Consider the following 20,761-nt stretch of genomic DNA (forward strand, 5'->3'; position numbering starts at 1 on the left):
GGCGGCTTTAGCGCGGTGGTCCCACCTGACCCCATGCCGAACTCAGAAGTGAAACGCCGTAGCGCCGATGGTAGTGTGGGGTCTCCCCATGTGAGAGTAGGGAACTGCCAGACATCAATTAAGTGAGAAGGCCATCCGAAAGGATGGCCTTTTTGCGTTTATACGCTGAAAAAACGGTAGGCCGGGTAAGGCGCAGCCGCTACCCGGCAAAGCAAACGACTAATGAATTACCTGCGACAGGAATGCTCGCGTACGTTCTGACTTCGGATGCGCAAAAAACTCATCCGGCGGTGCCTGCTCAACAATCTCCCCGCGATCCATAAAGATCACCCGGTCGGCCACGGTTCGCGCAAACCCCATCTCATGCGTCACGCACAGCATGGTCATGCCGGATTGCGCCAGCCCAATCATGGTGTCCAGAACCTCTTTCACCATTTCCGGATCCAGGGCAGATGTTGGTTCATCAAACAGCATAATTTTCGGTTTCATACACAGCGAACGGGCGATAGCCACACGCTGCTGTTGGCCACCCGATATCTGGCCAGGAAACTTATTGGCATGTTCTGCGATACGTACGCGCTCCAGGTAGTGCATGGCTAATGCCTCCGCTTCCTTTTTAGGCATCTTTCGAACCCAAATTGGCGCAAGCGTACAGTTCTGCAGAACGGTCAGATGCGGAAACAGATTAAAGTGCTGAAATACCATTCCCACTTCCTGACGTACGCGTTCAATATTGCGGATATCTTCATTCAGCTCGATGCCATCAACCACAATGCGTCCTTGCTGATGTTCTTCAAGATGATTAATACAGCGAATGGTTGTGGATTTCCCGGATCCAGAAGGGCCGCAAAGGACAATGCGTTCTCCCTGCTTTACCTTAAGATTAATGTCCTTCAGGACATGAAATTGTCCGTACCATTTATTCACATTTTCCAGCGTAATCATCGCGTCGGCGGGTGTCATAGTTATTTGGCTCATAATTTCCTCAGTGCGGTGTACGCCCGGTGTTAAAGCGCTTTTCCAGATGCTGGCTGTAGCGCGACATGCTAAAACAAAAGATCCAGTAGATCAGCGCTGCAAAGACATATCCTTCGGTGGACATACCCAGCCAGACAGGGTCAACGGTCGCCTGTTGCACGCTGCTAAAGAGATCGAACAATCCGATGATGATCACCAGGCTGGTATCCTTGAAGAGGGCAATGATCGTGTTGACCAGACCCGGGATGACCAGCTTGAGTGCCTGTGGAAGAATGACCAGTCCCTGCGTTTTCCAGTAACCGAGAGCCAGTGATTCCGCCGCTTCGTACTGGCCTTTAGGCAATGCTTGCAGCCCACCTCGCACAACTTCAGCGACATAGGCCGACTGAAAGAGAATCACCCCCACCAGGGCACGGATCAGCTTGTCGATGGTGGTACCTTCTGCCATAAACAGCGGCAGCATGACCGACGACATAAACAGAACGGTGATAAGCGGTACGCCGCGCCAGAACTCAATGAAGATAACGGAGAGCACACGGACGATCGGCATTTTTGAACGCCGTCCCAGGGCCAGTAAAATCCCCCACGGTAGCGCACCGGCTATCCCCACTGAAGCGATAATCAGCGTCAGCGTCAGCCCGCCCCACTGGCGTGTTTCAACGCGTTCTAGCCCAAGGAAACCGCCGTACAACAGCGCCCAGACGATAATCGGATAAACCACTGCCCAGGCGGCAATATAGCGTCCACGATGAGGCAGCTTTTTCCAGAACATGGCTGCAATAGAAACCAGGCCGATAACCAGCGCCAGATTAATCCGCCAGCGCTGTTCATGGGGATACAATCCATACATGAACTGGCCGAAGCGCTCATGAATAAACACCCAGCAGGCGCCGGCTTTTGTGCAGTCAGCTCGGGTTGAACCTACCCAGTTTGCCTGTAAAAACGCCCAGTTCAGCAGGGGAGGAATCAATTCCCACATGAGCCACAGGCAGACAATCGTCAGCAGGCTGTTACTCCAGCTGGAGAAAAGATTCTTACGCGCCCAGAGAACGAAACGTCCACCTGTCGACTTGGCAGGGCGCGAGGAGTGCGACAGTATCGCTTTTGTCATCATGGATCCTTAGCGCTCGACCAGTGCTATACGACGGTTATAAAGGTTCATCAGCAGTGAAATCACCAGGCTGATGATCAGGTAGACAGACATCGTGATGGCGATGGTTTCAATCGCTTGTCCGGTCTGGTTAAGCACGGTTCCGGCGAAGAGTGACACCATATCCGGGTAACCAATGGCAGCGGCCAGCGACGAGTTTTTGACAATATTGAGATACTGGCTGGTCAGGGGCGGAATGATGACCCGTAAAGCCTGCGGAATGATGACCTGGCGAAGCGTCACGGTATGGGGTAATCCCAGTGAGCGTGCCGCCTCGTGCTGTCCATAAGGTACTGCCTGTATCCCTGCACGGATAATCTCTGCGATAAACGCGGACGTATAAATCGACAGCGCCAGCGTCAGGGCTGCCAGCTCGGGAATTAATACCATCCCGCCCTGAAAGTTAAAGCCACGCAGATGTGGAATGTCCCAGTGCAGCGCGGCCCCAAACAGCCAGTGCGCAATTAGCGGCAGGCAAACGACCAGGACAGCTGCCGTGGGCCAGGTTCTACGGAGCTGACCGGTTTTAATCTGATGCTTGCGGTTAAAACGGTATACCCCAGCAGAGAGAGCAAGCGCTATCACAATCGCGCCGATGAAAGCGTACAGGCCTTCACCCACCAGGGGAGAAGGGATGGACAACCCACGGTTACTCAGGAAAAACAACTCAAACGCGTCGACGGCCTGGCGGGGACCGGGAAGGTTACGCAGTACGGCGAAATACCAGAAGAATATCTGCAGCAGCGGGGGGATATTGCGGAACGTCTCAATATAAACAGTCGACAGTTTCCGCAGGAGCCAGTTTTCAGAAAGACGCGCCAGGCCAATAAAGAAGCCCAGTATCGACGCGAAGACGATACAAAGCGCCGATACCAACAGCGTATTCAGTAAACCGACTACGAACACGCGTCCGTACGTGTCACCTTCCTGGTAATCAATAAGGTGCTGAACGATACCAAACCCCGCGCTGCGATCTAAAAACGCGAAACCGGAAGTAATGCCGCGATTATTCAGGTTGGTGATGGTGTTATGGATGAGATACACGGCGATGAGAACAACCGCAACAATAGCAATAATCTGGAATAGCCAGGCGCGGACCGCGGGATGAGAAAAGGATAGCGATCCTTTTACGGCTGAGCGGCGATGGGACATAAAGAAACCTCAGTAACCATGACTCTGGAGTTGGCACTGCCTGAGCAGTGCCCGTTACAGCTATGACTTAACGTACTGGTGGCGCGTACTGAATACCGCCGTTGTTCCAGAGATTGTTCTGGCCGCGTTTGATCTTCAGCGGGCTTTCCGATCCCACGTTGCGCTCAAAGATTTCAGAGTAGTTGCCCACCTGTTTGATGATGTTGTAAGCCCACTTGTTATCCAGCTTCAGATCCTTGCCGAAATCACCTTCTTTACCGAGCAGGTGTGCCATATCCGGGTTGGATGGCTTAGCGGCTTTCTCATCAACGTTTTTAGAGTTGATGCCCATCTCTTCTGCGTTCAGCATGGCAAACAGCGTCCAGCGAACAATGGAGAACCAGTCTTCATCGCCGCGACGAACGACGGGGCCGAGAGGTTCTTTGGAGATCACTTCAGGCAGGACAATCCACTCTGCCGGGTTGCTCAGCTTAATACGTAAGGCATACAGCTGCGACTGGTCAGAGGCCAGCGTGTCGCAACGGCCGGATTCCAGCGCTTTGGCCGATTCATCCGAGCGGTCAAATGTCACCGGGGTGTATTTCATGTTGTTTGCTTTGAAATAATCCGCGACGTTCAGCTCGGTATCGGTGCCCGCCTGGATACAAACGGTGGCACCATCCAGTTCCTTAGCGCTTTTCAGGCCTGCTTTATTGTGGGTCAGGAAGCCGATGCCGTCATAATAGGTCACGCCCGTAAATGACATCCCCATGCCTGCATCACGGGAGGAAGTCCAGGTGGTATTACGGGAGAGCATGTCGACCTCGCCGGACTGCAGCGCCGTAAAGCGTTCTTTCGCCGTCAGCGGGGTGTATTTTACTTTGCTGTCATCGCCAAAAACGGCGGCTGCAACGCCACGGCAGACATCTACATCAATACCGGTAAATTTGCCGTTCGCATCGGCATAAGAGAAGCCAGGCAAACCGTCACTGATACCACATTGAACAAAACCTTTCTTTTTAACGGCATCCAGTGTCGTTCCCGCATGGGCTTGACCGGCTACGGCAAACAACATGCCTGCAGCGGCCAGGCTGGCTATCATCGTCTTTTTCATAATGCATCCTGTGTGGCGAAATTTATCGTTATAGAGGCGTTTTTAAACGCTTAACCTGTCTGTGGCTTTGGCCAACGTTTATAAAGCAAACGTAATGCCAGTTTTGCGTTCGACAAAATAAGAGACGAGTGAACGCTTAATGCTGAGTGTAGACAGGCTTAAATAAAACGAGCGCCCCGAAACGGTGCGAAATTACAACCTGTGCCACAAATCGGAGCAAAAGTTTTGAGTCGGGTCAGGAAAAAGAAGAGATAGTTTCCAGGGTGAATATTGGCAGGGTATTCAATAATATTAATGTGTGAAAATCATCACGATAGAATAAGTAATTTGAATGAGTATGCGAAAAAGTTGTGACTGACTTCAGGCTTGAATTAATTACTTGAATAAATACGGGGCTATTTTTTTACTTATTTGAAAATACTGCACTCATTAAAAGCAAAAGCGCGGCTATAGCCGCGCTTTCTCAACGGATGTTACTTCGTCAGGGCAACAATACCCAGCGTCAAACCTGCTACTGCGGCAGCACCGCCGGCGATAGCACCCGCAGTCTCCCAGTTATCCTGGGTGGTGCCTTTCACACAGGTATTGGTATGAACCAGTCGGCCCTGATCGTCGTAAACCGGTACACATGGAGAGTCGTGCGCGCAACCAGCAAGCAGCGCAGCGAGAAGTGCAACGGAAATGAATCTTTTCATGATGTTACCTCAGTATTATTTCTCATCCGCCATAAAGCCAGGAGGGCTATTAACGAACTGGAGGTTATTTTACCACCGGGGTAAGTCCTCGTTACACGAGGAATAATCTCAAATTATGTAGTTTGTAAAAATCGTGGAGAAAAGTCGGTTTCAGGAGGAATTAATGGAGACATTATGAAGATGTAAGGGGCTGTTTTTACTTAATGCAAATCATCATGTTTTAACACTGCCTTTATGTAAAGCCTAATTTATTGTTTATGTTAAAAATAAAAAAGGCACCATAGGTGCCTTTTCAGGGAAACATTACTCTTTATAGTGAGTAAACCGTCGCCGAACAACCACAAAGAAGACGGGCACGAAGAAAATCGCCAAAAGCGTTGCGGAAAGCATTCCCCCCATAACCCCCGTACCGACGGCGTTTTGCGCGCCGCTCCCGGCCCCGGTGCTGATCACCAGCGGCATGACGCCAAGGATAAAGGCCAGAGACGTCATCAGGATCGGTCGAAGTCGCATCCTGGAAGCTTCCAGCGTGGCTTCAATAATGCCTTTGCCTTCTTTATCCATCAGGTCTTTAGCAAATTCGACGATCAGGATGGCGTTTTTCGCCGATAAACCAATCGTCGTCAGCAGGCCGACCTGGAAATAGACGTCATTATTCAACCCGCGCAGCGACGCTGCGAGAAGCGCCCCAATGACCCCCAGCGGTACAACCAGCATAACGGAGAACGGAATGGACCAGCTTTCATACAGCGCTGCCAGACACAGGAACACCACGATCAGCGAAATGGCGTACAGTGCAGGCGCCTGGTTACCCGAGAGCCGCTCCTGATAAGACATTCCCGTCCAGTCATAGCCGATGCCGGAAGGCAGTTTTGCCGCGAGACTTTCCATCATAACCATGGCCTCACCGGTACTTTTACCCGGGGCTGATTCACCCAGGATCTCTATAGAGGGCATCCCGTTATAGCGCTCCAGTCGAGGTGAACCATAGACCCAGTGAGCGTTGCTAAAGGCTGAGAACGGGACCATTTCCCCATTCGCGCTGCGCACGTAAAGGTTGTTAATATCGCCTGGCAACATACGGAATTTTGCATCGGCCTGTACATAGACCTTTTTCACTCGTCCATGATCGATAAAGTCGTTCACATAGGTGCCACCTAAGGCCGTCGAAATCGTCTGGTTGACGTCAGAAATACTGACGCCCAGCGCCTGCGCTTTTTCCTGATCGACATCCAGCTTGAACTGAGGCGTATCTTCAAGACCGTTAGGGCGCACGCGAACCAGCAGGTCAGGGTGCTCTTTCACCATGCTGAGCAGTTGGTTACGCGCCTGCGTCAGCTGGGTATGCCCCAGGTTGGCCTGATCGATCAATTCAAAGTCGAAGCCCGTGGCGGTACCCAGCTCAATAATTGCAGGCAGGTTAAACGGGAACACAAGGCCATCTTTAATCTGACTGAAGGCTTTCGTCGCGCGACCCACAATGGCTTCGACGCCATTTTCCGCCCCCGGGCGCTCCTCCCAGGGCTTCAGGCTGACGAATGCCATACCGGAGTTCTGACCCTGGCCGCTAAAGCTAAAGCCGTTAACGGTAAAGACGGATTCAACGTTCGCCTTCTCTTTGTTCAGATAGTAGTCCTGAACCTGGTCGAGGACCTGCTGAGTTCGCGTCTGGGTTGCACCTGCCGGGAGTTGAACCATCGTCATAAACACCCCCTGATCCTCTTCGGGCAGGAAGGAGGTGGGCAAGCGCAGGAAGAGCACCGCCATCCCACCGACAATAATGACGTACACCACCAGATAGCGCCCTGTCTTACGCAAAATACCGCTCACGCTGTTGCTGTAGTGCTCCACGCTTTTATCAAAGAGCGCATTAAACCAGCCGAAGAAGCCACCTTTTTTCTCATGATGGTCGCCGGATACGGGCTTAAGCAACGTTGCGCAGAGTGCAGGCGTCAGGATGAGCGCCACCAGTACGGACAACGCCATAGCGGAAACGATAGTCAGCGAGAACTGGCGATAGATCGCCCCCGTCGAGCCGCCAAAAAAGGCCATCGGAATAAAGACCGCCGAGAGCACCATGGCGATCCCGACCAGTGCCCCCTGGATCTGCTCCATCGACTTCTGCGTGGCCTCTTTCGGCGGCAGCTTGTCCTCGACCATGACACGTTCAACGTTCTCAACGACCACGATAGCGTCATCAACCAGCAGACCTATCGCCAGCACCATGCCGAACATCGTCAGGGTATTGATGGAGAAACCAAATGCCGCCAGAACCGCAAAGGTACCCAGCAGAACGACCGGCACCGCGATTGTTGGGATGAGGGTCGCACGCAGGTTTTGCAGGAACAGGTACATGACCAGGAAGACGAGAACGATCGCTTCAAACAGGGTCTTCACCACTTCGTGGATGGAGATTTTTACAAAAGGCGTGGTGTCATAGGGATAAACAACCTTCAGCCCCTGTGGGAAGAACTGCTGCAGTTGCGCCAGCTTGCTCTTTATGGCTGCTGCGGTGTCCAGCGCATTTGCCCCGGTTGCCAGCTTAATCCCCAGACCGGTTGCCGCCTGCCCGTTGATTTTAGTGACCATGTTGTAGTTTTCGCCACCCAGCTCAATGCGGGCCACGTCCTTCAGATGAACCATCGAGCCGTCCTGGTTCACCTTGAGCGTCACGCGGCCAAACTCCTCCGGTGATTTCAGGCGGGTTTGCGCAATGATCGAGGCATTCAGCTGCTGCCCTGGAATGGACGGCGTTCCGCCCAGCTGGCCTGCCGCTATCTGATCGTTCTGCGTTTTCAACTGGTTGATAATATCCAGCGGCGTCAGCTGGTATTTGTTCATCGCGTTGCTGTCGAGCCAGATGCGCATCGCGTACTGAGCGCCAAACAGCTGAACGTCACCGACGCCAGACGTTCGGCTGATGGCATCTTTGACGTTTGAGGCGACATAGTCAGAGATGTCGTTCTGCGTGAGGCTTTTGTTGTCTGAAACAAAACCGGCGACCAGCAGGAAGCTGCTGCTGGATTTCTCCACGCCAATCCCTTGCTGCTGAACCTCTTGCGGCAGCAGCGGCATGGCGAGCTGCAGCTTGTTCTGCACCTGCACCTGAGCGATGTCCGGGTCGGTTCCTGACTCGAAGGTCAGGGTGATGGTGACGTTACCCGCTGAATCGCTGGTGGAGGACATATACATCAGGTTATCGATACCGTTCATATTCTGTTCGATAACCTGGGTCACGGTATCCTGCACCGTTTGAGCGTCCGCTCCCGGGTAGGTCGCGGAAATCGCCACGGCGGGAGGGGCAATGGTTGGATACTGTGCGACGGGGAGTTTGAGAATGGCCAGCCCGCCTGCAATCATCAAAATGATGGCAAGTACCCAGGCGAAAACCGGTCTCTGAATAAAGAAATTAGCCATGTCGTCGTCCCTTAACCGGCTGGAGTCGTGGTGGTATCCGGCGTGGCGACGACGGTTACCCCTGGTCTGACTTTCTGTAGCCCGCTGACAATCACGCGGTCACCGTTTTTCAGCCCTTCCGTCACCAGCCAGCGATCGCCAATTGCCTGAGGGGCCACGACGGTTCGCGGCTCAACCTGGTTTTTATCGTTCACCACCAGCACGGTTGCATCGCCTCGCGGCGTACGGGTCACGCCTTGCTGTGGAACCAGAATTGCGTCCGGCTGGGTGCCTTCATCAATGCGGGCGCGAACAAACATGCCGGGTAACAGCAGATGCTGAGGGTTCGGGAAAATGGCGCGCAGGGTAATCGAGCCGGTACTTTCATCGACCGTGACGTCAGAGAACTGTAACGTGCCTTTCAGCGGATAGGGCTGACCGTTTTCCATCAGCAGTTCGACGCTGCTGGCGGTATCGCCTTTTTGCAGACTCGTCTGTTTCAGGCGCATAAAATCATTACTGGACTGTGTGACATCGACATAAATCGGATCGAGCTGCTGGACCGTTGCCAGTGCTGCGGCTTGTCCGTTCGTCACCAGCGCCCCTTCGGTCACGCTGGATTTCCCGATACGGCCATCAACAGGAGAGGTCACTTTGGTGTAAGCAAGGTTGATACGTGCGCTTTCAACGCCAGCTTTTGCAGCAACAACGCTGGCATCTGCCTGCTGAGCCGTCGCCACGGCCTGGTCATACTCCTGCTTACTGACATATTGGGTGCCTACCAGCGGGAGATAACGTTTTACCGTCAGGTGTGCAATATTGGCCGCCGCCTGAGCCTTCGCCAGTTCGCCTTTCGCGCTGTCATAGGCTGCCTGATAGGTCGCAGGATCAATCTGGTAAAGTGAATCACCCGCTTTTACATCGCTACCTTCCGCGAAGTTGCGGCGAAGGATGATGCCGCTAACCTGAGGACGAACCTCCGCAACGCGAAATGCATCTGTTCTGCCCGGGAGTTCAGTGGTGACAGCCAGAGGCGCGCTTTTCACAATATGCACGCTGACCTGAGGCGCCTGCAGGTGTTGTTGTTGATTTTCCTGACCATCGCATCCAGTGAGCAGTACCGCGCAGACAATGAAACCGGATAAGGGCAAGCGTCTGAAATGATTCGTCATTACTGTTCCTTTAAATACCCATTAACCGATATATGCCGCGAATCGGTATCTGGGGCAGAGGGATAAAAAATAAAATGTAGCTGCGTATAATAATGAGGGTATTTAATGTTTTTTAATTTATAAGTGCGAATGACCATGCTTGTAGAAAAAAATCAGAATCAGACCTGGACCATTCGGGGATATACTTCAGGCATGTTAATCAGGTAAATGCGTTTAATGTTGTCTAATTATTCATTTCGTGAATTTAATTGATTTGATGTATTTGCCTTAATTATAAATTAAGCGGATTGACTTTTTTTGTGCAAAATTAAAACGGATTTTAGTGAATACTTACATTTGCATGAATGCACTATTACCTTTCAACCTTGCGAGTAACGAGTGGTTGCCTATGGCGCGTAAAAAGAAAGAAGAGGCTCAACAAACCCGGCAGCAGCTGATTGAGGCGGCTATCGCACAGTTTGCGACGCGTGGCGTAGCCAGCACGACGCTGACGGATATCGCTGATGCTGCAAAGGTGACGCGCGGCGCGATCTACTGGCACTTCACCAGTAAATCAGAAATATTTAATGCCATCTGGGAGCAGCAATTACCGCTTCGCGACATTATTCGCGACAGGCTTTCTCTTTCCGATAGTGATGATCCATTGTTAAAACTTCGTGAGCAATTTATTACCGCGCTGCAGTATATTGCCCATGAACCCCGGCAATGTGCGCTTTTACAAATTCTCTATCATAAGTGTGAATTTAGCAGTGATATGATTTCAGAGCGTGAAATCAGAAAGCGTATTGGATTCAATGATGACACGCTACGCGCCACGCTGGAGACCTGTATTTCGCGCAATATCATTTCGCCCAAGGTGAATGTTGATCTCACCTTGATCGTATTCCACGGTTTTTTTAGCGGAATAATTAAAAACTGGTTAATGAATAACGACAGTTTTAATCTTTATCAGCAGGCACCCGCTCTGGTCGATAGCATACTGGCGACACTTCCTGTCATTCGCGTGTCGCCTGATGAGGGGGCTTACAGCTCAGCGCCAGGTAACATTTCCCCTCGGGCACAAAGTGCTTCGATGGTCTGCGCGCTGGCGGGTTTACCTAACAGATAACCCTGAAGGGTGTTACAGCCCAGCTCGGTTAAAAAGGCCTGCTGTGCTTCTGTTTCCACACCTTCAGCGACGACCTTCAGGTTAAGGGTTTTAGCGAGGGCCACAATCGCTGAGACAATAGTGGCATCCTCGCTTTCGCCGCTGAGCTCTTTCACAAACGCCCTGTCGATTTTCAATTCACAGGCCGGTAAGCGTTTGAGGTACAGCAGGCTCGAATATCCGGTGCCAAAATCATCAATGGAGGCCTTCACGCCCGCATCCGTCAGCTCTGTCAGCACTCGTACGCTCTCATCAGGGTTGCTCATCGCCGTGGTTTCCGTCACTTCGAGGATCAACATTTCCGGTGGCACACGGTGAAGAGCCAGGCAGTCGAGAACCGTTTTAACCAGCGAGGGTTGTTCAAACTGCAGTGTCGACAGGTTTACCGCCATTGACCAGCTTTGATGCCCCTGAAGATGCCATTCCCGCAGCTGGCGACAGGCTTCATTAATCACCCAGTTGCCAATGGGGATGATCAGCCCCGTTTTTTCCGCTAGCGGCAGAAAAAGGTCCGGCGTCAGTAGCCCCTGTTTAGGATGCTGCCAGCGCAATAACGCCTCGAATCCGAGGACAGGACCCGCGGGGGCGTGAAATTTTGGCTGATAAAGCAGGCGCAGCTCATTGCGATCGAGCGCCATCCACAGATCGTTCATTAACTGGAGATGGGTCTGCGCCAGGGTGTTCATGGAGGGCTGGAAAAAGTGGTAACCGTTACGACCCATATGCTTCGTGTGATACATCGCCGCGTCGGCGTTAAACATCAGCTCACGCTCGGTTTTACCGTCGTGAGGATACAGCGCGATACCAATGCTGAGGGTCACCACCAGTTCATAGGGGCCGAGATTGAACGGGCTATCGATCGCGCGGACCAGCGAATTCGCCAGCGATGCCGCGTCGTCCGGACCTTCTCCCTCGGCCAGCAGAACAAACTCATCACCGCCGATACGTGCAAGGGTGAACTGGCCTTTCAGGAGAAGCAGCAGACGCTGCGTTACGGCGACCAGCAGCTTGTCACCGACATCATGGCCATAGGCGTCATTGATAGCTTTAAAGCCGTCGAGATCCATGAACATCAGGGCAAAGTGGTTCCCTTCACGATCGGCTTTGCTGATGGCCTGATCGAGTCTGTCTTCCAGCAGGATACGGTTGGGCAGACGCGTCAGGGTATCGTGCAGCGCCAGTTGAGCAAGTTCCCGGTTAGCTTCTGCCAGCGAGGAAGCCAGAAGGGCGGTACGTGCCTGAAGGCGGGCATCCAGCATCGACACCAGCAGGGTGATACCCAGAATAGAGAGCGCGACGACGCTAACCAGCACCGCCAGCCAGCTTCCGTTAATCCCCTCATGATGAACCATTGTGGACATGGGAAACTGCGCCGCTTTCATCCCGGCATAGTGCATACCGGCAATGGCAATCCCCATCGTGATGGCGGCCCCCATGCGCATCAGCACGACCTGCGCGGCTTCTCGCCGCAGGCGGAAGGTCAGCCATAATGCCGCGAGCGAAGCGGCAAGCGCAATCGCGATCGAAATGGCCACCCAGACCTTGTCCCAGATAATCCCGGGCATCACTTCCAGCGCCGCCATGCCGGTGTAATGCATAGCAACGATACCGCTGCCCATCACCAGCGCGCCGGGCAGCAGTCGGCGTAAACGTAATTGCTCGCAGCTCACGAGCCATAGCGCAAACAGCGACGAACCCACGGCGATGACCATGGATAACACCGTCAGGGTGGCGTTGTAGCTCATGCTCATGGAGAGGTCCATCGCCAGCATGCCGATAAAATGCATGGCCCACACGCCAATGCCCATTGCAATACCGCCGCCAGCCAGCCAGACGCGGGCAGCGACGCCCTCACTCCCGGCGACGCGTGCAGCCATGTTCAGCGCGGTATACGCCGCAAGGATGGCAACAACAAAGGAGAGGACGACAAGGATATGGTTGTATTGGCTGACCAGCATGAACGGTTCTACTCGAGTGTGGGGTTACGCTAGAGCGGTTAAGAAGGGCGAGACATTATCACCGTCAGGTAATGGCTCAAAGGGATTTAAATCCCCGTTTTTAGTGGGTAATAACGGGGGCTGGCGTAATCGTGCGGTTAGTCGAGTTCGGAGCAGTTCACGAGTTTCAGCGGATTGACGGAGTTCATATTGCGACACTTATCGGTTTCGGTGCTCATCAGTTCAATCCACTGCATCAGGAGTGCATCGAAAATGAGAACGGAGATTGCAAAGACAACCAGCCACCAGTATTTACGAATCATTGTGTCATTCCGCGAGAAGAACGCCAGTAAGGTGGGGGAAATATACACGAAAAACCGTGGTTGAAAAGCGGGATAAGCGAAGGTTTACAATGCGTTGACGGAGAGGCGCAGGTAATAAAAAAGGCGCTTCCCCATGCCGAAGAGCGCCTTTTTAAACAAGCATTTAACTGATTAGTATCAGTTCATGCCGTATTTTTTCAGTTTCTTACGCAGAGTACCACGGTTGATACCCATCATCAGCGCAGCGCGGGTTTGGTTACCGCGGGTGTATTGCATCACCATGTCCAACAGTGGCTGTTCAACTTCAGCCAGTACCAGCTCATACAGGTCATTAACATCCTGACCGTTCAGTTGAGCAAAATAGTTCTTCAGTGCCTGTTTAACCGAGTCACGCAGGGGCTTTTGAGTTACCTGGTCCTGAGAGTTAACGGTAGAAACGGTCAGTACGTCAGAATTTACGCGTTGTTCGAACATAGTTCTGTCAGCTCTTTATTTCATTACGCAAGATTTTCGAAGTATGCCTCCAACGCCTCCAGCTGTACGCTGGCATCCTCTATGGCGTTGAATGTGCGCCGAAACTGGTCATCTGGAGCGTGCTCCTGGAGATACCAGGAGACGTGTTTACGCGCAATTCGGTACCCTTTTGCCTGGCCGTAGTGGTCATGCAGTTCCCGAACATGCGAACAAAGCAAGCGCTTAACCTCTGCCAGAGGCAGCGGGGCAAGCAGCTCCCCAGTGTCCAGATAATGCTGGATTTCCCGGAAGATCCAGGGTCTTCCCTGAGCTGCACGTCCTATCATCAGAGCATCAGCTCCCGTATAGTCGAGTACAGCTCTGGCTTTAAGCGGGTCAGTTATGTCGCCATTCGCGATAATCGGAATGGAAACTTTCTGCTTAACTGCCCGAATGCTGTCGTATTCAGCTTCACCGTTGAACAAACAGGCGCGAGTGCGTCCATGAATGGTCAGGGCCTGAATGCCACAGTCTTCGGCCAGTTGGGCAATCTCTACACAGTTACGGTGTTCCGGCGACCAACCCGTGCGAATCTTCAACGTAACAGGAACGTCCACTGCGCTGACAACCGCCGTCAGGATAGCTTTCACCTGGTCGGGGTATTGCAGAAGGGCTGAACCTGCAAGCTTGCGATTCACTTTTTTGGCCGGGCACCCCATATTGATATCAATAATCTGGGCACCACTTTCCACGTTAATCCGCGCGGCATCTGCCATCTCTTCAGGCACGCTTCCGGCAATTTGCACGGTGCGAATACCTGGTTCATCAACGTGCACCATCCGAAGGCGGGATTTATCGCTTTCCCAAACCTGCGGGTTAGACGACATCATCTCGGATACGGTTAAACCGGCTCCCATCTCATAGCACAGCGTCCTGAACGGCCGGTCTGTAATACCTGCCATAGGGGCTGCGATCAGGCGATTTCTAAGCTGGTGGTGTCCGATGCGCATGAGTTAAGAAATGACCATACTGTGACTGCAAGGCGGCGTATATTACGCATTTTTTGCACGAGATGAAAGGCCAAACTTTGAACAATCCACTGTTGTAGATCAAGGAATCGCCGCTCAATCTTCCTGTTCAAAATTATTCATTATTTAAATCATTAAGTTATACGAGAATGGTTATTTTATGGGCGCTTACAATTTCCCGTAACTTCTCATCATTTCTGAATAAATGCTTCGCTGAAGCGGGATAATCTGCTGTTTTTAGCAGCAGATTTCCCCACTTCTTTGCGATCTGCGTCGCATTTTAGAACATGATCGTTATGCGAAAAATGTGTCTTATTCGACCACTATGCGCCCATGCAGCGACTGTACCGGCCGGTTATTATCGTGATGCATTGTATGGGTGAATCGATCAAGCTGTTCTGCAGAAACCGTCAGGGGCTGCTTTAGCACAATCCAGGTGACGCCTTCTGAACACGGAGGGGTGGTCAATGAACCGCTAAAGCGCCAGTACGTTTTATTTTTTGGCAGCAGTTTATTCAGGTTAAGATCCTGTTTGATGGAGACGTTCTGCTCGGCCTGCTGAGGCATAACGCGCCACAGTTTTTCAAGCTCCGGGTTTGCGGCCCCTTTATCAAACATGACTGCCACTACCGTCAGTTCCCCACTGGCATTTTTATGAACCAGATGCATTTCCATCGCATATTTTTTGCCATGAACGGTGTTTTCGCTCGGCGCGTGGAAATGGAACTGCTGTAACGTCCAGGTTTGCTTATCAAGAGTAAGGGTATCGCGGGTGTCAGCCTGTTCGCTTGCCTGAATGGTATGGCCGTTGTTTGTCAGCGTAACAGGGCCATCAATGTAGTGGGTTTGTAGCGGGGAGAGGTGGGCGTTAGCGGTCGAATCAATATTAATGGGAGACTGGTTCATTCCGCTTTGACAGGTCTTGTATGCCTCGTCCAGTTCGCCCCAGTGTTCCGGCGAACCTTCCCCTTCGTAGCTCCAGTGTGATGCAAATGCTGAAGCCGAGATCATGCTCAGCGCCAGCAGCGCTGCCTTGCCAGTAATGTGTTTCATCATATTCTTCCGGTGAATTTTTATAATACAAATCAACGTGATTTGTAGGGTTATTTTACCGAAGAATGACCGGGGGAGAGAGGATTATCAAAGGGGGAGAGGCGTGGTCAGATGACCACGCCAAATGCTTATTTTTTACGGCCGGTGATGCGGCACCACTCTTCTTTCTCCACCACAGGGTCGAGGGCAAAGAGATCGGCGTAGGCTTCACACACGCTTTCGGCCTGGCTCGCCAGGATACCGGAAAGCCCCAGCAGACCGCCCTCAACGGGCAGCACGCTGATTAACGGGGCCAGCTCGCGCAGTGGGCCCGCCAGAATGTTTGCGACCACCACATCGGCTTTCATGGCGTCTGGCTGAGCATCCGGCAGATACAGCTCCAGACGATCGGAGACGCCGTTACGCTCGGCATTATCGCGGCTGGCCTGAATTGCCTGCGGATCGATATCGATCCCGATCGCTTTTGCCGCGCCCAGTTTCAGGGCTGCAATCGCGAGGATCCCGGATCCACAGCCGAAGTCGATCACTGTCTTACCGTCCAGATCCAGACCATCCAGCCACTGCAGGCACAGGGACGTGGTTGGGTGAGTGCCGGTACCAAACGCCAGACCCGGGTCGAGCATCACGTTGACCGCATTCTCGTCCGGGACGTCGCGCCAGCTTGGACAGATCCACAGACGTTTGCCGAACTGCATCGGGTGGAAGTTATCCATCCACTCGCGTTCCCAGTCTTTGTCTTCCAGCTGTTCGATTTTGTGCACAAAGCCCACGCCCAGCAGAGGATGATTCTCCAGAATCGCGACAACCTCTTTCATATCGGTTTCGGCATCAAACAGGCCAATAACGTCGGTATCACCCCACAGGCGGGTTTCGCCCGGCAGCGGCTCAAAGACCGGCGTGTCATGCGTGTCCTGGAAGGTGATGGAGACCGAACCGGCCTCCATCAGCGCATCGCTCAGTTCCTCGGCGTTAGCGCCGGTTGTGTTCAGTTTTAGTTGGATCCACGGCATGGCAAAACTCTTTATTTATCAGTAGAAATCATAGCGGGCTGTGGGACGGGCTGACCGAAACGGTTCCCCACCACAAACGCCAGTAAACTTAGCAGTAACGAAGGCACAATCGGATGGAAGCCCAGGTACTGAATCTTAAACGTTGCGAGGACGGCATACAGCACACCGCCGACGATCATGCCGCTCAGCGCGCCCGCCGCGTTTGCGCGTTCCCAGTAAAGCCCTAACACCAGCGGCCACAGGAATACCGCCTCAAGCCCACCAAATGCCAGCAGGTTCAGCCAGATGATCATCTCCGGTGGACGCCAGGCGGCGAGCATCATCAGAATGCCGAGCACCAGCGTGGTCCAGGTTGAGATGCGTTTCAGCTTCTGCTCATTATGCATTTTAGCCGGACGCGCGCTAAGCCACAGATCTTTGATGATGGTGGCGGAAGCCTGAAGCAGGTGCGCGTTAACGTTAGACATGATTGCCGCCATCGGTGCAGCAAGGAACAGCCCGGCGGCCCACGGCGGCAGAACCTGCACCATCAGCGTAGGGATCACCTGATCCGGCACGGTCAGGTGAGGTAATACGGCCCGTCCAAGCGCGCCCGCCAGATGCATGCCCAGCATAAGAAGGGCGACAACGACGGTACCAATCACAATCCCGCGGTGAACGGCTTTGCTGTCTTTATAGGAGATACAGCGCACGGCGGTGTGCGGCAGACCGATAACCCCAAAGCAAACCAGCACCCAGAAGGAGGTCATAAACGCGGGCGTCAGGATATCGTCAGCACCATGAGGGCTGACCAGCTTAGGATCAATCTGTTCCAGCGTTTGCACCGCATTGTGTAACCCGCCGGCCGCGTAGATGACGCCAACCAGCAGCACAAGGGTGCCTATCAGCATCACCATTCCCTGCATGGTGTCGTTCAGCACGCTGGCGCGGAAACCGCCAAACGCGGTGTACAGTGCAATCGTGATCCCGAAGATGAGCAACCCGGTCTCGTACTTGATACCCGCAGCCGTTTCCAGCAGGCGTGCGCCGCCAATAAACTGAACGGCAATGGCGCCAACGAAGGCGACAATCAGGCTGATACTGGCAATCCAGACCACCGCACGGCTCTGATAGCGTGCCTGCAGCATGTCGTTCAGCGTAATGGCGTTATAGCGACGGGCGAGAATGGCAAATTTTTTGCCCAGAATGCCCAGCGACAGCCAGATTGTGGGCACCTGAATCATGGCCAGCAATACCCAGCCCAGGCCGTATTTATATGCGGCTCCCGGCCCGCCGATGAACGAACTGGCGCTCACGTAGGTGGCGGTCAGCGTCATCGCCAGCACAAACCCGCCCATCGAACGGCTGCCGAGGAAATATTCGCTCAGAAACGACCCGGTGCTGCGTTTGCGCATGGCATAGAAAGAGAGACCAAATACCACGATCAAATAGACAACCAGCACGGTGATGATTTCAGTTTGCATCACTGTCCTCCAGCGGGAAATCCCGGAAGATAAAACGCACCATCAGCCAGCTGAGCAAAATAAAAATCAGCGGTACTAACAGACATGCCATTTCAAACCAGTGCGGCAGGCCGGTTATGCCTGTGGTTGAGTCTGGTAAGTAAGCGGTCACTAACCATGCAGCGAGATAGAGAAGGGTCAGCCACAGCGCCCAGCGCGCTTCTTTATGGGCCTGAACAAAACGTTTGTCCATTGTTTGTCCCTTGTGGATGAAGAAAGCGGGGATTGTACATGATGAGGCTTTCCAGGCCCCAGAAATAAAAAAGGCCGGATAATCCGGCCTTTTCGCAAAGATGCTGTATTACTTCTCGTGCAGACCGAGTTTTTTCTCCAGATAGTGGATGTTGGTTCCACCATTCTGGAAGTGCTCGTCGCTCATAATGCGCATCTGCAGATCAACGTTGGTTTTAATACCGTCGATGATCAGCTCCTGCAGGGCGTTCTTCATGCGGGCAATCGCCACGTCACGGTTTTCGCCATAGCAGATAAGCTTGCCGATCATTGAGTCATAGTACGGCGGTACGGTGTAACCAGCGTAGATATGAGATTCCCAACGCACGCCAAAGCCACCCGGCGCGTGGAAACGCGTGATTTTACCCGGGCTTGGCAGGAAGGTGTTCGGGTCTTCGGCGTTGATACGGCATTCTACCGCATGGCCTTTCACCACAACTTCTTCCTGCTTGATGGACAGCGGCTGGCCTGCAGCGATACGCAGCTGTTCTTTGATCAGGTCAACGCCGGTGATCATTTCGGTAACCGGGTGTTCAACCTGAATACGGGTGTTCATTTCGATGAAATAGAACTCGCCGTTTTCGAACAGGAACTCGAAGGTACCTGCACCGCGATAGCCGATATCGACACACGCTTTGGAGCAACGCTCGCCGATGTAGCGACGCAGCTCTGGGGTAATGCCCGGTGCTGGCGCTTCTTCGACCACTTTCTGGTGACGACGCTGCATGGAGCAGTCACGTTCTGCCAGATAGATCGCGTTACCCTGACCGTCAGCCAGCACCTGAATTTCGATGTGGCGTGGGTTTTCCAGGTATTTTTCCATGTACACCATGTCATTGCTGAAAGCGGCTTTCGCTTCTGCTTTGGTCATGGAGATGGACTGCGCCAGTTCAGCATCGCTACGCACAACGCGCATACCGCGACCGCCGCCGCCGCCGGACGCTTTGATGATAACCGGGTAGCCAATGCGTTTAGCATGAGCACGGTTAGCATCCATGTCGTCGGTCAGAGGGCCGTCAGAGCCTGGTACGGTTGGAACACCGGCTTTTTTCATCGCGGTGATTGCAGACACTTTGTCGCCCATCAGGCGAATGGTGTCGGCTTTCGGGCCGATGAAGATAAAGCCAGAGCGTTCAACCTGCTCAGCAAAGTTGGCGTTCTCAGAGAGGAAGCCGTAACCCGGATGAATTGCCACCGCGCCGGTGATTTCAGCGGCGCTGATGATAGCCGGGATGTTCAGATAGCTTTTTACGGACGGAGCCGGGCCAATACAGACCGTCTCATCCGCCAGCAATACGTGTTTTAAATCGCGATCCGCGCTTGAGTGCACAGCGACGGTCTTGATGCCCAGCTCTTTACAGGCACGAAGAATACGCAGTGCGATCTCGCCGCGGTTGGCGATAACAATTTTATCCAGCATGTACGCCTCGTTACTCGATGACGACCAGCGGCTCGTCAAATTCAACCGGCTGACCACTTTCGACCAGAATCGCTTTCACAGTACCTGATTTGTCTGCTTCGATCTGGTTCATCATTTTCATCGCTTCAACGATGCACAGGGTATCGCCTACGTTGACTTTCTGACCCACTTCGATGAACGCCTTCGCGTCCGGGCTCGGGGTGCGGTAGAAAGTACCAACCATTGGGGAACGTACGATGTGACCACTGATTTCTGCTGCAGCGGCAGGTGCGGCTTCAGCTGCTGGTGCAACGGCTGCGGAGAGCGCAGGCTGCTGCACTGGCGCAGCATAAGCTTGCTGCATTACCGGGAAGCTAGCGGCTGGGGCTGCACGGCTGATGCGTACAGACTCTTCGCCTTCAGAAATTTCCAGTTCGGAGATGCCTGATTCTTCAACCAGCTCGATCAGTTTTTTAATCTTACGAATATCCATGAGTGGGTTCCGTACTCTTGTTTAGTGTGATTGTGACAAGCGTTTTACCGCTGTCTGTAAAGCGTATGAATAGCCGTCGGCGCCCAGCCCACAAATAACGCCAACAGCGATATCTGACAGATATGAGTGGTGGCGGAACGGCTCTCGGGCGTGCACATTACTCAGGTGGATCTCGATAAACGGGATACTCACCGCGAGCAGTGCGTCGCGGATAGCAACACTGGTGTGCGTAAACGCGGCCGGATTGATCAGGATATAGTCCACAGTGTCTTTAGCCTGATGAATACGGTCGATGAGTGCGTACTCCGCATTCGACTGAAAATGATCCAAATCCACATTCAGTGACGCTGCTTCCGTTCCCAGACGGTTAACAATTTCACCCAATGTTAGCGTGCCGTACTTCTCTGGCTCACGGGTGCCGAGCATGTTCAGGTTCGGCCCGTTCAAAACTAAGATATGGAACTTATCAGTCATTATGCCGCTATCTCCTGCGATTTTCGGGTAAAAAACAAAATATACCTTCGAAGCGCAAATGTCACCTTTTCAGAG

19 protein-coding genes and 1 rRNA gene are annotated in these 20,761 nt (G+C 53.0%); 2 read left to right on the top strand and 18 right to left on the bottom strand.

The genetic code is table 11. From position 1 onward, the window contains the following. Window positions 1–113, top strand: a 5S ribosomal RNA gene (gene rrf / locus AB8846_RS08270); the annotation flags it as partial. Between the two features lie 106 nt (window positions 114–219). Here rrf and AB8846_RS08275 read toward each other — a convergent pair. From AB8846_RS08275 to AB8846_RS08305, 7 genes are all read right to left on the bottom strand, one after another. After that, complete coding sequence (locus tag AB8846_RS08275) at window positions 220–978, bottom strand: amino acid ABC transporter ATP-binding protein (RefSeq protein WP_014171880.1); 759 nt, start codon at window positions 976–978, stop codon at window positions 220–222. Window positions 979–985: 7 nt separating this feature from the next. Beyond that, window positions 986–2,089 carry an amino acid ABC transporter permease gene (locus tag AB8846_RS08280; protein WP_063143615.1) on the bottom strand — a complete coding sequence of 368 codons (1,104 nt, stop codon included), beginning with the start codon at window positions 2,087–2,089 and terminating at the stop codon, window positions 986–988. A 9-nt stretch (window positions 2,090–2,098) separates the two neighbouring features. Next, window positions 2,099–3,280: an amino acid ABC transporter permease gene (locus tag AB8846_RS08285; protein ID WP_370732498.1), complete on the bottom strand. Its 1,182-nt coding sequence runs from the start codon at window positions 3,278–3,280 to the stop codon at window positions 2,099–2,101. Between the two features lie 67 nt (window positions 3,281–3,347). Then, window positions 3,348–4,373 (bottom strand): amino acid ABC transporter substrate-binding protein, encoded by a 1,026-nt coding sequence (locus AB8846_RS08290; RefSeq protein WP_023333654.1) that lies wholly within the window; start codon window positions 4,371–4,373, stop codon window positions 3,348–3,350. A gap of 473 nt (window positions 4,374–4,846) precedes the next feature. Continuing rightward, window positions 4,847–5,068 (bottom strand): lipoprotein, encoded by a 222-nt coding sequence (locus AB8846_RS08295; protein WP_063143613.1) that lies wholly within the window; start codon window positions 5,066–5,068, stop codon window positions 4,847–4,849. A gap of 303 nt (window positions 5,069–5,371) precedes the next feature. Further along, complete coding sequence (locus tag AB8846_RS08300) at window positions 5,372–8,485, bottom strand: efflux RND transporter permease subunit (RefSeq protein ID WP_370732499.1); 3,114 nt, start codon at window positions 8,483–8,485, stop codon at window positions 5,372–5,374. An 11-nt stretch (window positions 8,486–8,496) separates the two neighbouring features. Continuing rightward, window positions 8,497–9,636, bottom strand: a complete 1,140-nt coding sequence (locus AB8846_RS08305; protein WP_023333652.1) for an efflux RND transporter periplasmic adaptor subunit — start codon at window positions 9,634–9,636, stop codon at window positions 8,497–8,499. A 388-nt stretch (window positions 9,637–10,024) separates the two neighbouring features. Here AB8846_RS08305 and envR point away from each other — a divergent pair, with 388 nt between their 5' ends. Continuing rightward, on the top strand, window positions 10,025–10,744 hold the full coding sequence (gene envR, locus AB8846_RS08310) for an acrEF/envCD operon transcriptional regulator (protein ID WP_331411125.1): 720 nt from the start codon (window positions 10,025–10,027) through the stop codon (window positions 10,742–10,744). Here the strand turns inward: envR and AB8846_RS08315 are convergent. The 11 genes from AB8846_RS08315 to aroQ all read right to left on the bottom strand — a co-directional run bounded on the left by AB8846_RS08315 (window position 10,660) and on the right by aroQ (window position 20,686). Then, entirely contained in the window at window positions 10,660–12,741 is a 2,082-nt protein-coding gene (locus AB8846_RS08315; protein ID WP_063143611.1) for a bifunctional diguanylate cyclase/phosphodiesterase, read from the bottom strand. The two genes, envR and AB8846_RS08315, sit on opposite strands and share 85 nt — an antisense overlap. Before the next feature lie 137 nt (window positions 12,742–12,878). Next, window positions 12,879–13,043 carry a DUF2556 family protein gene (locus tag AB8846_RS08320; protein WP_008502862.1) on the bottom strand — a complete coding sequence of 55 codons (165 nt, stop codon included), beginning with the start codon at window positions 13,041–13,043 and terminating at the stop codon, window positions 12,879–12,881. A 177-nt stretch (window positions 13,044–13,220) separates the two neighbouring features. Beyond that, window positions 13,221–13,517 carry a DNA-binding transcriptional regulator Fis gene (gene fis, locus AB8846_RS08325; RefSeq protein ID WP_000462905.1) on the bottom strand — a complete coding sequence of 99 codons (297 nt, stop codon included), beginning with the start codon at window positions 13,515–13,517 and terminating at the stop codon, window positions 13,221–13,223. A 23-nt stretch (window positions 13,518–13,540) separates the two neighbouring features. Next, window positions 13,541–14,506, bottom strand: coding sequence for a tRNA dihydrouridine synthase DusB (dusB, locus tag AB8846_RS08330; RefSeq protein WP_023309409.1), 966 nt, complete (start codon window positions 14,504–14,506; stop codon window positions 13,541–13,543). A 330-nt stretch (window positions 14,507–14,836) separates the two neighbouring features. Next, entirely contained in the window at window positions 14,837–15,577 is a 741-nt protein-coding gene (locus AB8846_RS08335; RefSeq protein WP_370732627.1) for a carbonic anhydrase, read from the bottom strand. A 128-nt stretch (window positions 15,578–15,705) separates the two neighbouring features. Continuing rightward, window positions 15,706–16,587, bottom strand: coding sequence for a 50S ribosomal protein L11 methyltransferase (prmA, locus tag AB8846_RS08340; RefSeq protein WP_370732500.1), 882 nt, complete (start codon window positions 16,585–16,587; stop codon window positions 15,706–15,708). Window positions 16,588–16,598: 11 nt separating this feature from the next. Next, entirely contained in the window at window positions 16,599–18,050 is a 1,452-nt protein-coding gene (gene panF, locus AB8846_RS08345; protein WP_032650448.1) for a sodium/pantothenate symporter, read from the bottom strand. Further along, entirely contained in the window at window positions 18,040–18,282 is a 243-nt protein-coding gene (locus AB8846_RS08350) for a YhdT family protein (RefSeq protein WP_063143609.1), read from the bottom strand. The genes panF and AB8846_RS08350 overlap by 11 nt, the downstream gene beginning before the upstream one ends. A gap of 108 nt (window positions 18,283–18,390) precedes the next feature. After that, complete coding sequence (gene accC / locus AB8846_RS08355; RefSeq protein WP_010436177.1) at window positions 18,391–19,740, bottom strand: acetyl-CoA carboxylase biotin carboxylase subunit; 1,350 nt, start codon at window positions 19,738–19,740, stop codon at window positions 18,391–18,393. 10 nt (window positions 19,741–19,750) lie between these two features. After that, entirely contained in the window at window positions 19,751–20,212 is a 462-nt protein-coding gene (gene accB / locus AB8846_RS08360; RefSeq protein WP_010436174.1) for an acetyl-CoA carboxylase biotin carboxyl carrier protein, read from the bottom strand. Window positions 20,213–20,233: 21 nt separating this feature from the next. Beyond that, window positions 20,234–20,686: a type II 3-dehydroquinate dehydratase gene (aroQ, locus tag AB8846_RS08365; RefSeq protein WP_370732501.1), complete on the bottom strand. Its 453-nt coding sequence runs from the start codon at window positions 20,684–20,686 to the stop codon at window positions 20,234–20,236. Window positions 20,687–20,761: the final 75 nt, after the last annotated feature.

Origin of the sequence: Enterobacter sp. KB-221C9, assembly GCF_041320715.1 — a bacterium.
In the GTDB taxonomy this organism is placed as follows: domain Bacteria; phylum Pseudomonadota; class Gammaproteobacteria; order Enterobacterales; family Enterobacteriaceae; genus Enterobacter; species Enterobacter asburiae_D.

Bases quoted from the DNA above. Each gene is read 5' to 3' on its own strand.
- AB8846_RS08335 (WP_370732627.1), bottom strand. From the start codon at position 15,577: ATGAAACACATTACTGGCAAGGCAGCGCTGCTGGCGCTGAGCATGATC.
- AB8846_RS08300 (WP_370732499.1), bottom strand. From the start codon at position 8,485: ATGGCTAATTTCTTTATTCAGAGACCGGTTTTCGCCTGGGTACTTGCC.
- accC (WP_010436177.1), bottom strand. From the start codon at position 19,740: ATGCTGGATAAAATTGTTATCGCCAACCGCGGCGAGATCGCACTGCGT.
- AB8846_RS08275 (WP_014171880.1), bottom strand. From the start codon at position 978: ATGAGCCAAATAACTATGACACCCGCCGACGCGATGATTACGCTGGAA.
- panF (WP_032650448.1), bottom strand. From the start codon at position 18,050: ATGCAAACTGAAATCATCACCGTGCTGGTTGTCTATTTGATCGTGGTA.
- AB8846_RS08350 (WP_063143609.1), bottom strand. From the start codon at position 18,282: ATGGACAAACGTTTTGTTCAGGCCCATAAAGAAGCGCGCTGGGCGCTG.
- prmA (WP_370732500.1), bottom strand. From the start codon at position 16,587: ATGCCGTGGATCCAACTAAAACTGAACACAACCGGCGCTAACGCCGAG.
- envR (WP_331411125.1), top strand. From the start codon at position 10,025: ATGGCGCGTAAAAAGAAAGAAGAGGCTCAACAAACCCGGCAGCAGCTG.
- AB8846_RS08315 (WP_063143611.1), bottom strand. From the start codon at position 12,741: ATGCTGGTCAGCCAATACAACCATATCCTTGTCGTCCTCTCCTTTGTT.
- AB8846_RS08290 (WP_023333654.1), bottom strand. From the start codon at position 4,373: ATGAAAAAGACGATGATAGCCAGCCTGGCCGCTGCAGGCATGTTGTTT.
- fis (WP_000462905.1), bottom strand. From the start codon at position 13,517: ATGTTCGAACAACGCGTAAATTCTGACGTACTGACCGTTTCTACCGTT.
- AB8846_RS08305 (WP_023333652.1), bottom strand. From the start codon at position 9,636: ATGACGAATCATTTCAGACGCTTGCCCTTATCCGGTTTCATTGTCTGC.
- AB8846_RS08285 (WP_370732498.1), bottom strand. From the start codon at position 3,280: ATGTCCCATCGCCGCTCAGCCGTAAAAGGATCGCTATCCTTTTCTCAT.
- accB (WP_010436174.1), bottom strand. From the start codon at position 20,212: ATGGATATTCGTAAGATTAAAAAACTGATCGAGCTGGTTGAAGAATCA.
- dusB (WP_023309409.1), bottom strand. From the start codon at position 14,506: ATGCGCATCGGACACCACCAGCTTAGAAATCGCCTGATCGCAGCCCCT.
- AB8846_RS08280 (WP_063143615.1), bottom strand. From the start codon at position 2,089: ATGACAAAAGCGATACTGTCGCACTCCTCGCGCCCTGCCAAGTCGACA.
- AB8846_RS08320 (WP_008502862.1), bottom strand. From the start codon at position 13,043: ATGATTCGTAAATACTGGTGGCTGGTTGTCTTTGCAATCTCCGTTCTC.
- aroQ (WP_370732501.1), bottom strand. From the start codon at position 20,686: ATGACTGATAAGTTCCATATCTTAGTTTTGAACGGGCCGAACCTGAAC.
- AB8846_RS08295 (WP_063143613.1), bottom strand. From the start codon at position 5,068: ATGAAAAGATTCATTTCCGTTGCACTTCTCGCTGCGCTGCTTGCTGGT.